Source organism: Streptomyces sp. NBC_00057, from assembly GCF_045041165.1.
Classification (GTDB): Bacteria; Actinomycetota; Actinomycetes; order Streptomycetales; family Streptomycetaceae; genus Streptomyces.
In genome coordinates, this window is the sequence record NZ_CP108256.1 from 1,713,624 (window position 1) to 1,726,236 (window position 12,613).

Genomic DNA, 12,613 nt, shown 5'->3' on the forward strand with positions numbered 1-12,613 from the left:
AGCCGCCGGTGGGAGCCACTACGGCGCACAACCGACGTGCCGAGAAAACCACCCGAACCGGTGAGGCCGGTCAAGAGAGGTTGGAGCTACTTCTCGACCTCGGCGGCAAGGTTCTGCAGCAGCTCGTCGTAGATCCGCCCGAGCCCCTTGGGCGCAAAGGTCTTCTCGAAGAATCCACCGATGCCGCCCGCGCCGTTCCAGACGGTCGACACGACCGCCTTCGACTTGCCCTCACCGGCCGGAGTGACGGTCCAGGTGGTGACCATCGAGGAGTTGCGGTCCTTCTCCACGAGCTGGCCGTCGGTGGGCTCGGTGACCTCCAGCAGACAGTCGCGCACCCGCTTGCTGGTGGCCTGGAGCTTCCAGTGGACGAGGGTGCCCTCGCCGTCGCCGCCCTCACGCACCTCGTACTCGCTGAAGTGTCCGGGCAGCACCTTGCCCCGGACCTCCTCGTAGTCGGCCAGCGCGTCGAACACCGTCTCCGCGTCCGCCGCGATGACTCGCTCCGTCGTTGCCTCGACCTGCGCCATGGCTGTTCCTCCAGCACTCGGTTGTTCGGGGGTGTGCTGAGCCAACCACCTCCGGGACGCCGCTCAAAATCCGGGCCGGGACGAAGGGGAGAAAACGATCAAGGGAACAAGTGTTCCATTCTCTGTCCAGTGCTACCGAGGAGGCGTCCATGCGCTGGGACCATGCGGTGGCTCGGGCAGCACCACCCCCATCTGGTACGGCGCTACGAGCGGCTGTACGCCGAGGGGGCCTATGCGCCCAAGTGGTACCAGCGGCGCATCACGCGGTATGTCCACGAACTGGCGACCGAGTTCGGCATCGGCCCCTCGCACCGCGGCTCGGCCCGCCGGCTCCCCGTGCGCCAGGAGCAGCGGTCACCGCTCGACAGCCCCGAGCCCGCCCAGCTGACCCTGCTCTGACCCGGCGGATCCGACACGGGCAGGCCTGGCGCATCCAACGCGGGCAAACGGGTCAACTCTCAACAGAACATGTCCTTCCGGGCGCGAATGTGGGGAGCATGCGGCGGGGGCTGCGGCACGCGCAGCCGTCTTTCCCCCACCACGGGAGGCCATATGACGAAACGTCCAGGAATTCTGTTCGCCGTCGGTGCGACGGTCGCCGGTCTGGTGACCGCCGCACCGTCCCCGGCGACCGCCGACAACGGTGCGCAGTACACCGCAGCCGAGCTCAGATGGACCGACTGCGGCACCGAGTCGTACCCGAGTCTGCAGTGCTCATCGGTCAGCACGCCGCTCGATCATGACGATCCGTCGGGTCGGCAGATCACCCTTGCCCTGTCCCGGATCCCGCACACCGCGGAGACCTTCCAGGGTCCCCTGCTCGTCAACCCGGGCGGCCCCGGGGGCAGCGGCCTCTCGATGGCCGGCTTCGTGGCGTCCTCGCTGCCGAAGTCGGTTGCCGCGCAGTACGACGTGATCGGGTTCGACCCGCGCGGCGTCGGCGAGAGCGAGCCCGCGCTGGACTGCGTACCGAAATACTTCGATCCACTGCGCCCCGACTCGGTGCCCAACTCGCCCGCGGTCGAGGAGGCCAACCGCAACCGGGCCCGCTCGTTCGCGCAGGCATGTGGCGAGAAGTACCCGGATCTGCTGCCCTACATGGACACGGTCAGCGCCGCCAAGGACCTCGATGTAATCCGGCAGGCAACCGGTTCCCAGCAGCTCAACTACTTCGGGTACTCGTACGGGACCTACCTCGGCGCGGTGTACGCCAAGCTGTTCCCGGAGCGGGTGCGGCGTCTGGTCCTCGACTCGAACGTCGACCCGGAGGGCGTCTGGTACGACGACAACATCGGCCAGAACTACGCCTTCGACGCCCGCCACAAGGCGTTCGCCGCCTGGGTCGCGAAGCACGACACCACGTACCGGCTCGGCAGCGACCCGGCGAAGGTCGAGGATGCCTGGTACGCGATGCGTGCCGCCTTCAAGGCGCACCCCGCGGGCGGGAAGGTCGGGGCGAGCGAGCTGGAGGACACCTTCCTGCCCGGCGGCTACTTCAACGGCTACTGGCCCTATCTGGCCGATGCGTTCGCGGCGTATGTGAACGACCAGGACCAGGACGCGCTCGTGAAGGCGTACGAGAAGTTCGGCGCGGTCGACGCGAAGGCCGACAACGGGTACTCGGTCTACTCGGCCGTGCAGTGCCGCGACACCCAGTGGCCCCGTCGGTGGAACATCTGGCGCGACGACAGCTGGAAGGTGCACGACAAGGCACGCTTCTTCACCTGGAACAACACCTGGTACAACGCCCCGTGCGTCGACTGGCCGGTGGAGCCGCTGAACCCGGTACGCGTCTCCAACGACAGCCTGCCGCCGGCGCTGCTCTTCCAGGCCACCGAGGACGCGGCCACGCCGTACGAGGGCGGAGTCATCCTGCACCGCAAGCTGCGCGACTCCAGCCTGGTGGTCGAGCAGGGCGGGGGCAATCACGGCATCACACTGAGCGGCAACGACTGCCTGGACACCTATCTGGCGGACTATCTCGACAAGGGCACCGTCCCGCGCGGCAAAGGCAGTGGGGCCGACGCGGACGCGGTCTGCGCCAAGTCTCCCGACCCGAAACCGCTGACCGGCAGGGCGGCGGTGGAGTCGGCCGGGGGAACGGGTTCCGGCAGCAGGGGCAGCATCCTGCACGGCCTGCTCGGCTTCCGCGGCTGACAGCCCACGAACCCGGGCCGAATTCCCGTACGGGTCATCCTGACGCATGCGTCAGGATGACCCGTATGACGATACGGATCACGCCCGATGTGCTCGTACGGGACATGACTGTCGACGACTGCGAGGCGGTCGCGAGAGTCCGGGTGCGCGGCTGGCAGGCCGCGTATGCCGGGCTGATGCCGCACTCACATCTGGACGCCATGGACATCGCCGAGGACGCGGAACGGCGCCGTGAATTCTTCACCGAGGGCAACCCGGTCGTGAATGTGGTGGCCGAACGGGCGGACCTCGGTGTGATCGGCTGGGCCTGCTACGGCCCGTACCGCGAGAACGGCAGACGGCCGGCGCGGGGCGAGCTGTACGCGATCTATGTGCTGCCCGAGCAGATCGGGACCGGGGCCGGCCGCGCCCTGATGGCGCAGATGCTCACCCGCGCCGCTGCGGACGGCTTCCCGGACCTGGCGCTCTGGGTGCTGAAGGAGAATGCCCCGGCCCGCCGCTTCTACGAGCTCTCGGGTTTCCTCCCCGACGGCGCCGAGGAGCCCTTCGAGGTGGACGGCGTACTCGTGCCCGAGGTGCGGTACGTGCGCGCCCTCGGCACCCCTTGAACGCGTCGGCGCCGGACCGGCCGGCAGAGGTCCGTGCTCTCAGGCCCCCCGCAGGCGGCTGAGCGCATCCCGTGCCGCGCCGCCCAGTCTGGGGTGCGGCAGCGCCGACTCCAGGAGCGGGCGGGCCTGTTCGTCCCCGAGCTGCCCAAGCCCCTCCACGCAGGCGAGCGCCACCCGCCAGTGCGGATCGTCCGGGGTCAGGAGCCGCTCCAGGGTGCTCATCAGCGCCGGTACGGACTCCGGGGCCCGAAGCGCGGTGAGCAGCCGCACCGGGTGCAGGGCGTACGCGGTGCGCAGGCTGTTCGTTGCCAGGGCGGCGGCGGCCCGGGGCGTGCGGGGGTCGCCGAGGCGCACCAGGGCGTGGGCGGCGGAGACGCAACGCTCCGGGTCTCTGTGGTTGAGCAGCAGGACCAGCGCCTCGAAGGCCCGTCGGTCACCGCCGCAGCCGAGCCTGAACGCGGCGATCTCCCGTGCCCAGAGCGGGCGTTCGCGTTCCATGAGGACCTGGGCCAGTTCCTCGTCGTCGTCGGTGGCGAGCAGTCTGCGGTACGCCGCCGACTCCCCCGCCTCGTCCGCCAGCCGGTCCGTCAGCGACCGGAACTCCTCATCCATGACCGTCAGCGTATCGGCGATGACAGTGAGTGTGAGCCGAGCCACAGCAACTCGGGGCTGGCGTGCTCGTTACTCACCGGTTAAGCTCATGTGAGCGGGACACACTCCCCGCCGGCTCGGGTGGCCTGGTGACGCAGCCACCCGGAGTGCTTGTCGGTTCGGCAGCTTTGCGAGACGTGACTCCGGGACAGAGTCCGTCGCCCCTTCCCGGTCCGGGCGTGCCCATCGCGCCCAGGCCTTGAGCACCACGACACGCAATTCCCGCACGCCCTGCGCCAGTTCGCCTCTTCAGCGCGCGCCATGCTCCTCACAGTCGTCACTCATTTACTGGAGTCCCGTGATGGACACCCCGCTCAGCACCATCGCCGTCGTCGGTCTCGGCACCATGGGCACCGGCATTGCCGAAGTCCTGGCCCGCGCCGGCCACGAGGTCATCGGTATCGACATCAGCGACGCGGCCGCCCGTCAGGCCGTCGCCGCCCTGGAAGCCGCGACCGCCCGCGCCGTGCGGCGCGAGCGGATCACGGAGGAGGAGCGCAGCGACGTCCTCGCCCGGTTCCGTACTTTCGGTGACCTCCAGGCCGCCGCGGAGGCGGAGCTGGTCATCGAGGTCGTGCCCGAGTCGTACGAGATCAAGCAGCAGCTCTTCCGGGAGCTCGACGCGATCGTCTCCCCCACCGCGATCCTGGCGACCGGCACCAACGCCCTGTCGGTCACCCGGCTCGCCGCCGAATCGCTGCACCCCGAGCGCGTCCTCGGCCTGCACTTCTTCAACCCGGCGCCCGCGATGAAGCTGGTCGAGGTGGTCTCCTCGGTGCTGACCGCGCCGCCGGCCGTCGGGGCGGTCACCGCGCTCGCCCGCAGCCTGGGCAAGGAGCCGGTCGCGGTCGGCGACCGGCCGGGCTTCGTCGCCGACGGGCTGCTGTTCGGGTACCTCAACCAGGCCGCCGCGATGTACGAGGCGAACTACGCCTCCCGTGAGGACATCGACGCGGCGATGAAGCTGGGCTGCGGCCTGCCGATGGGCCCGCTCGCCCTCCTCGACCTGATCGGGATCGACACCGCCCGTACCGTCCTGGAGGCGATGTACTCCGCGTCGCACGACCGGCTGCACGCCCCGGCCCCCATCCTCAGGCAGCTCAGCGAGGCAGGGCTGACCGGCCGCAAGTCGGGCCGTGGCTTCTACACGTACACGGAATCCGGCAGCCAGACCGTGGTGCCGGACGCGCTGACCCCGCAGGAGAGCGCGTCGGCGGCCGGCGGGCGCACGGTGCGCTCGGTGGGCGTCGCGGGCTCCGGGACGATGGCCTCGGGGATCGCCGAGGTCTTCGCGAAGGCCGGTTACGACGTGGTGCTCGCCGCCCGCAGCCAGGAGAAGGCGGATACGGCGAAGGGCCGGATCGCCAAGTCCCTGGAGCGTTCCGTCACCAAGGGGCGGCTGACCGCCGAGGCGCGGGACGAGACCCTGGCCCGGATCACCGCGTCCGGTTCGCTGGACGCCTTCGCAGATGTCGATCTCGCGGTCGAGGCGGTCGCCGAGGACCTGTCGGTCAAGCAGCAGTTGTTCGGGACGATGGACAAGGTCTGCAAGCCGGGTGCGGTGCTCGCCACAACCACCTCGTCACTGCCGGTCGTGGCGATCGCGCGGGCCACCTCGCGCCCGCAGGACGTCATCGGGATGCACTTCTTCAACCCGGCGCCCGCGATGAAGCTGGTCGAGGTCGTCCGTACGGTGCTCACCGCCGACGATGTCCACGCCACCGTCCGCGAGGTGTGCGTCGAGGTCCGCAAGCACCCGGTGGACTGCGGGGACCGGGCCGGCTTCATCGTGAACGCGTTGCTGTTCCCGTACCTCAACAACGCGATCAAGATGGTCGAGGAGCACTACGCGAGCCTCGACGACATCGACGCCGCGATGAAGCTGGGCGGCGGCTACCCGATGGGCCCGTTCGAGCTCCTCGACGTCGTCGGACTCGATGTCTCGCTCGCCATCGAGAAGGTGCTGCACAGCGAGTTCCGCGACCCGGGCCTGGCCCCGGCTCCGCTGCTGGAGCATCTGGTGGCCGCCGGCTGCCTCGGTCGCAAGACGGGGCGCGGCTTCCGCGAATATGCCCGGTGCTGAGCCGGGAGCCGGGTGGGGCGGGCTGCTCGATCCTTCGGGCGGCCCGCCCCCACGGGCGCATTCCCCTGCACCGATGCAGTACGTTCACACCATGTCCCAGCCCGCCAGGTCCCCCCGTGTCTCCGCCGCGCCCGACACCCAGGAGAGTGCCGCAGGCACCCGCGCCGCCGCCCAACGGCTCAAAATGCGCCGCGAACTGGCCGCCGCCGCAATGGAACTCTTCGCCTCGAAGGGGTACGAGGCGACGACGGTCGACGAGATCGCGGGTGCCGCGGGAGTCGCCCGGCGGACCTTCTTCCGGCACTTCCGCTCCAAGGAAGAGGCGATCTTCCCGGACCACGACGACACCCTCGTCAGGGCCGAGGCCGTCCTCAATGCCGCCCCCGCGCACGAGCACCCGCTCGACACCGTCTGCCGCGGCATCAAGGAAGTCATGAAGATGTACGCGGCAAAGCCCGCGGTCTCCGTGGCCCGCTACAAGCTGACCCGTGAGGTCCCCACACTGCGCGAGGCCGAAATCGCCTCGGTGGCCCGCTACGAGCGGCTGTTCACGCGCTATCTGCTGGGCCACTTCGACGAGCGCGACCACCATGTCGGCAATGACGACCCGCTGCTCGCGGAGGTCGCGGCATCCGCCGTCGTCACCGCGCACAACCATGTGCTGCGCCGCTGGCTCCGGGCGGGCGGCGAGGGCGATGTGGAGGCCCAGCTCGACCACGCCTTCTCGATCGTCCGCGACACGTTCGGGACCGGCATCGGCGCGGGCCGGATCGTCGGCACCGAACCGGCGAAGCAGCCGGCCGCTTCCGTGACGTCCCAGGGCGAGGTACTCGTCACGGTGGCGCGGACGGACGCGCCGCTCGAAGAAGTGATGCGCACGATCCAGCAGGCGCTCAAGAACCGCTGAACGGGGCGTGTCGGCCGAGGCCGCCCGGCCGGCCCCGGCCCCGCTCGACTGGCGGGGCCGGTTCCCGGCCCGTACCGGAAACCGGGTTGCCGCGTCCGCACCCCAGTGCTGTGGTGTGCGGATGAATCGTGATCGCGACACACTTCTGACCCTTTTCGACCGCGAAATGCGCGAGCACGCCCGCCCCGACGGCCCCGGCGTCCGGGTCGAGCGCACCGGTGATGTCGTACGGCAGGTCGGCGCGGCCGACGACTGGAACGGTGTCGTGTGGTCGGCCCCGGACCTGGATGCCGTACGGGCGGACGCGGCGATCGCGGCACAGGTGGCGCATTACACGGCGCTGGGGCACGACGAGTTCGAGTGGAAGCTGTACGCGCACGACCGGCCGACGGATCTGGCGGAGCGGCTGCTCGCGGCCGGTTTCGAGGCGGAGGAGCCGGAGACCCTGCTGGTCGCCCCGGTGGCGGACCTCTCGGCGGCGGTGGAACTGCCCGAGGGCGTCCGGCTGCGCACCGTGAGTGACGCGGACGATGTGGAGCTGATGGCCCGCGCCCATGAGCAGGCATTCGGCTCGGACTGGTCGCGGCTGCGGCATCAGGTGCTGGCCAGGCTGGCAGAGGACCCGGACAGCTTCGTCGGCGTCCTCGCCATGGTGGGCGACGAGCCGGTGAGCTCGGCCAGGATGGAGCTGTACCCGGGCACAGGCTTCGCGGGGCTCTGGGGTGGCGGAACGGTCGAGGCATGGCGCGGGAGGGGTGTCTACCGGTCCCTGGTCGCCTTCCGCGCCCGGATCGCGGCGGAGCGCGGCTACGGCTACCTTCAGGTCGACGCCTCCGATCAGAGCAGCCCGATCCTCCAGCGACTCGGATTCCTGGCTCTGAGCACCACGACTCCTCACGTGTACCGGCCCTCGCACTGACCGCATCCGGCGGGACAGAGCCGCCCGAAACACCTCTTGTGTCGCTCATCCGTGCCCGGTGGGTGACAAGTGAGAGAAATTGTTGGCACCGAGTGCCTTGCCAGGTGTCACGGAGTGCCATACGTTGAAGTTGTCCGGGCGGCCGGCGTGCTGAGACCTCACGTACGCCGGCTGTCCCCGCAAGCCATGTGCCTGCGCGCCCGGACGCCTGCGTCACAGGCAAACCCTTCTGCTCCACAGAGCAAGCCGAAGCTTTACCAGCCGAACCGACGGCAGCACCTCCACATCGCACCGCACCCCCCGTTGGCAGGGACCCGCAAGCGTCCCTCGACGCATTCCCCGAGCTCTCGGCCCCGCTCGAGCAGGGGAGACCCATCCCGGAGGCACACCGTGAAGGAAATCCTGGACGCGATCCAATCGCAGGACAGCACCGCCGCAGACTTCGCGGCCCTGTCCATCCCTGAGTCGTACCGCGCGGTGACCGTGCACAAGGACGAGACGGAGATGTTCGCCGGGCTCGCCACACGCGACAAGGACCCCCGCAAGTCACTGCATCTCGACGAGGTTCCGGTGCCCGAGCTCGGGCCCGGCGAGGCGCTGGTCGCCGTCATGGCCAGCTCGGTGAACTACAACTCCGTGTGGACCTCGATCTTCGAGCCGATGGCCACCTTCGGCTTCCTGGAGCGCTACGGAAAGCTCAGCGAGCTCACCAAGCGCCACGACCTGCCGTACCACGTCATCGGCTCCGACCTGGCGGGCGTCGTCCTGCGCACCGGTCCCGGCGTCAACGCCTGGCACCCCGGCGACGAGGTCGTCGCGCACTGCCTCTCGGTCGAACTGGAGTCCTCGGACGGCCACAACGACACGATGCTCGACCCCGAGCAGCGCATCTGGGGCTTCGAGACCAACTTCGGCGGCCTCGCCGAGATCGCGCTCGTCAAGTCGAACCAGCTGATGCCGAAGCCGCAGCACCTCAGCTGGGAGGAGGCCGCGGCTCCCGGCCTCGTCAACTCCACCGCGTACCGTCAGCTCGTCTCGCGCAACGGCGCGGGCATGAAGCAGGGCGACAACGTGCTGATCTGGGGCGCCAGCGGCGGACTCGGTTCATACGCCACGCAGTTCGCGCTGGCCGGTGGCGCCAACCCGATCTGTGTCGTCTCCAGCGACCAGAAGGCGGACATCTGCCGGAAGATGGGCGCCGAGGCGATCATCGACCGCAACGCCGAGGGCTACAAGTTCTGGAAGGACGAGCACAACCAGGACCCGCGCGAGTGGAAGCGGTTCGGCAAGCGCATCCGCGAACTCACCGGCGGCGAGGACGTGGACATCGTCTTCGAGCACCCGGGCCGCGAGACGTTCGGCGCCTCCGTGTACGTGACCCGCAAGGGCGGCACGATCGTCACCTGCGCCTCGACGTCCGGCTACAACCACGAGTACGACAACCGCTACCTGTGGATGTCGCTGAAGAAGATCGTGGGATCGCACTTCGCCAACTACCGCGAGGCGTGGGAGGCCAACCGGCTGGTCGCCAAGGGCAAGATCCACCCGACGCTGTCGAGGGTCTACTCCCTGGAGGAGACCGGCCAGGCCGCGTACGACGTGCACCGCAACCTCCACCAGGGCAAGGTCGGCGTGCTCGCACTGGCCCCCCGCGAGGGTCTGGGTGTGCGCAACGAGGAGCTGCGCGAGCAGCACATCGACGCCATCAACCGTTTCAGGAACGTCTGATATGAGTGGGCGTCAGAAGGACCGTCCGTGGCTCATGCGGACGTACGCCGGCCACTCGACCGCCGAGGCGTCCAACGAGCTCTACCGGCGCAACCTCGCCAAGGGCCAGACGGGTCTGTCGGTCGCCTTCGACCTGCCGACCCAGACGGGTTACGACCCCGATCACATCCTCGCCCGCGGCGAGGTCGGCCGGGTGGGCGTGCCCGTCTCGCACCTCGGTGACATGCGCCGGCTGTTCCAGGACATCCCCCTGGAGCAGATGAACACCTCGATGACGATCAACGCCACCGCGATGTGGCTGCTGGCGCTCTATCAGGTGGTCGCCGAGGAGCAGGGCGCCGATGCCACGCAGCTCCAGGGCACGACGCAGAACGACATCGTCAAGGAGTACCTCTCGCGCGGGACGCACGTCTTCCCGCCCGGTCCCTCGCTGCGGCTGACCACCGACATGATCACGTACACGGTCAACCGCATCCCGAAGTGGAACCCGATCAACATCTGCAGTTACCACCTGCAGGAGGCGGGGGCCACCCCGGTCCAGGAGATCGCGTACGCCATGTCGACGGCGATCGCCGTGCTCGACGCGGTCCGTGACTCCGGACAGGTGCCCGAGGAGAAATTCGGCGATGTCGTCGCCCGTATCTCCTTCTTCGTGAACGCGGGCGTCCGCTTCATCGAGGAGATGTGCAAGATGCGCGCCTTCGGCCGCATCTGGGACCAGGTCACCCGCGAGCGGTACGGCATCACCGACGCCAAGCAGCGCCGCTTCCGCTACGGCGTCCAGGTCAACTCGCTCGGCCTGACCGAGGCGCAGCCGGAGAACAACGTCCAGCGCATCGTCCTGGAGATGCTGGCCGTCACCCTCTCCAAGGACGCCCGCGCCCGGGCCGTCCAGCTGCCGGCCTGGAACGAGGCACTGGGGCTCCCCCGGCCCTGGGACCAGCAGTGGTCGCTCCGTATCCAGCAGGTGCTCGCACACGAGAGCGATCTGCTGGAGTACGAGGACATCTTCGCCGGATCGCATGTCATCGAGGCCAAGGTGGACGAGCTGGTCACCGAGTCGCTCGCCGAGATCGACCGGATCCAGCAGATGGGCGGCGCCATGGCGGCCGTCGAGTCCGGCTATCTGAAGTCCGAGCTGGTCTCCTCGCACGCCGCCCGCCGGGCCCGGATAGAGGGCGGCGAGGAGAAGATCGTCGGCGTCAACATCTACGAAACGACGGAACCGAACCCCCTCACCGCGGACCTCGACGGGGCGATCATGACGGTCGACCCCGCCAATGAGGCCAGGGTCGTCACAGCCCTCCACGAGTGGCGCGACAACCGCGACGAGGCCCGTGCCACCGACGCGCTGGCCGCGCTGAAGAAGGCCGCCGCGGGCACCGAGAACATGATGGAAGCGACCGTGGAGTGCGCCCGCGCGGGTGTCACCACCGGCGAGTGGTCCTGGGCGCTGCGCGATGTCTTCGGCGAGTTCCGGGCTCCGACGGGCGTCTCGTCCGCTCCGGTCGCGGTCACCGCGGAGGCCGGCACACCGCTCGCCCTGGTCCGCGAGAAGGTCGCCCGCACCGCGGCCGACCTGGGCGCCGGGCGGCTGCGGCTGCTGGTCGGCAAGCCGGGCCTGGACGGGCACTCCAACGGCGCCGAGCAGATCGCCGTACGGGCCCGGGACGCCGGTTTCGAGGTCGTCTACCAGGGGATCAGGCTGACCCCCGAACAGATCGTCTCGGCCGCCCTCGCCGAGGACGTGCACTGCGTCGGTCTGTCGATCCTTTCGGGTTCGCACGCCGAACTCGTACCGGACGTACTCACCCGGCTGCGCGAGGCGGGCGCCGCCGACATCCCGGTGATCGCGGGCGGGATCATTCCGCCCGCCGACGCCACCACGCTGATCGAGGCGGGTGTCGCCGCCGTATTCACCCCGAAGGATTTCGGTATCACGGAGATCATCGGCCGTATCGTCGACGAGATCCGCAAAGCGAACAAGCTCGACCCTCTGGAGGTCCCCGCATGACCCAGCCCGCCCTCCCGTCTCCCGCCACCACCCTTCCAGGGAGCGGCTCCGCCGCGCACCTCGTGAACCGTCTGCGTCCGCGCCGCTCGTGTCTGGCAGTGCCCGGCTCGAACCCGCGGTTCCTGGAGAAGGCCCAGGGCCTCCCTGCCGACCAGGTCTTCCTCGACCTGGAGGACGCCTGCGCGCCGCTCGCCAAGGAGGGCGCCCGGCACCACATCGTCGACGCGCTGAACAACGGCGACTGGACGGGCAAGACCCGGGTCGTGCGCGTCAACGACTGGACGACGCACTGGACGTACCGCGATGTGATCACGGTGGTCGAGGGCGCCGGCCAGAACCTCGACTGCATCATGCTGCCGAAGGTCCAGGACGCCCAGCAGGTCGTCGCCCTCGACCTGCTGCTCACCCAGATCGAGAAGACGATGGGCTTCGAGGTCGGGAAGATCGGCATCGAGGCGCAGATCGAGAACGCCAAGGGCCTGGTGAACATCGACGACATCGCCGCCGCCTCGCCCCGCCTGGAGACGCTGATCTTCGGCCCGGCCGACTTCATGGCGTCGATCAACATGAAGACCCTGGTCGTCGGTCAGCAGCCGCCCGGATACGGCGCGGACGCGTACCACTACATCCTGATGCGCATTCTGATGGCGGCCCGCACGCACGACCTCCAGGCGATCGACGGTCCCTTCCTGCAGATCCGCGACGTGGACGCGTACCGCGAGGTCGCGGGCCGTGCGGCGGCGCTGGGCTTCGACGGCAAGTGGGTGCTGCACCCCGGTCAGGTCGACGCGGCCAACGAGGTGTTCTCGCCGTCGCAGGAGGACTACGACCACGCCGAGCTGATCCTCGACGCGTACGAGTGGTGCACCTCGGAGGAGGGCGGCAAGAAGGGCTCGGCGATGCTCGGCGACGAGATGATCGACGAGGCGAGCCGCAAGATGGCGCTCGTCATCGCGGGCAAGGGCCGCGCGGCCGGTATGCAGCGCACCTCCAAGTTCGAAGCGCCGGAGGCCTGA

At 69.3% G+C, this 12,613-nt stretch carries 10 protein-coding genes and 1 pseudogene; 9 read left to right on the plus strand and 2 right to left on the minus strand.

Translation table 11 applies throughout. The features are described 5' to 3' along the window. Nucleotides 1–86: 86 nt before the first annotated feature. The gene (locus OG953_RS08055; RefSeq protein ID WP_405683245.1) at nt 87–530 is read right to left on the minus strand and encodes an SRPBCC family protein; all 444 of its coding nucleotides are present in this window, start codon (nt 528–530) and stop codon (nt 87–89) included. Between the two features lie 162 nt (nt 531–692). Between OG953_RS08055 and OG953_RS08060 the strand changes: the two are divergent. The 3 genes and pseudogenes from OG953_RS08060 to OG953_RS08070 form a co-directional block, all read left to right on the plus strand. Next, nucleotides 693–929 (plus strand): annotated as a pseudogene (locus OG953_RS08060) (radical SAM protein); the annotation flags it as partial. A gap of 153 nt (nt 930–1,082) precedes the next feature. Continuing rightward, nucleotides 1,083–2,687: an alpha/beta hydrolase gene (locus OG953_RS08065; protein WP_405683246.1), complete on the plus strand. Its 1,605-nt coding sequence runs from the start codon at nt 1,083–1,085 to the stop codon at nt 2,685–2,687. Between the two features lie 65 nt (nt 2,688–2,752). Then, nucleotides 2,753–3,295 carry a GNAT family N-acetyltransferase gene (locus tag OG953_RS08070; protein WP_405683247.1) on the plus strand — a complete coding sequence of 181 codons (543 nt, stop codon included), beginning with the start codon at nt 2,753–2,755 and terminating at the stop codon, nt 3,293–3,295. Between the two features lie 39 nt (nt 3,296–3,334). Here OG953_RS08070 and OG953_RS08075 read toward each other — a convergent pair whose 3' ends face one another. Next, complete coding sequence (locus OG953_RS08075; protein ID WP_405683248.1) at nt 3,335–3,907, minus strand: adenylosuccinate lyase; 573 nt, start codon at nt 3,905–3,907, stop codon at nt 3,335–3,337. Between the two features lie 340 nt (nt 3,908–4,247). On the opposite strand from OG953_RS08075, the gene OG953_RS08080 reads away from it, so the two are divergent. The 6 genes from OG953_RS08080 (at nt 4,248) to OG953_RS08105 (ending at nt 12,613) form a co-directional block, all read left to right on the plus strand. Next, nucleotides 4,248–6,029 carry a 3-hydroxyacyl-CoA dehydrogenase family protein gene (locus tag OG953_RS08080; protein ID WP_405683249.1) on the plus strand — a complete coding sequence of 594 codons (1,782 nt, stop codon included), beginning with the start codon at nt 4,248–4,250 and terminating at the stop codon, nt 6,027–6,029. Between the two features lie 91 nt (nt 6,030–6,120). Beyond that, complete coding sequence (locus OG953_RS08085) at nt 6,121–6,936, plus strand: TetR family transcriptional regulator (RefSeq protein ID WP_402002054.1); 816 nt, start codon at nt 6,121–6,123, stop codon at nt 6,934–6,936. Between the two features lie 121 nt (nt 6,937–7,057). Beyond that, entirely contained in the window at nt 7,058–7,855 is a 798-nt protein-coding gene (locus OG953_RS08090; protein WP_405683250.1) for a GNAT family N-acetyltransferase, read from the plus strand. A 390-nt stretch (nt 7,856–8,245) separates the two neighbouring features. Beyond that, a complete protein-coding gene (gene ccrA / locus OG953_RS08095) occupies nt 8,246–9,583 on the plus strand; it encodes a crotonyl-CoA carboxylase/reductase (RefSeq protein WP_405683251.1) in 1,338 nt (445 codons plus the stop codon). Between the two features lies 1 nt (nt 9,584). Continuing rightward, nucleotides 9,585–11,597 carry a protein meaA gene (locus OG953_RS08100; RefSeq protein ID WP_405683252.1) on the plus strand — a complete coding sequence of 671 codons (2,013 nt, stop codon included), beginning with the start codon at nt 9,585–9,587 and terminating at the stop codon, nt 11,595–11,597. 62 nt (nt 11,598–11,659) lie between these two features. Beyond that, nucleotides 11,660–12,613 (plus strand): HpcH/HpaI aldolase/citrate lyase family protein, encoded by a 954-nt coding sequence (locus OG953_RS08105; protein WP_405691715.1) that lies wholly within the window; start codon nt 11,660–11,662, stop codon nt 12,611–12,613.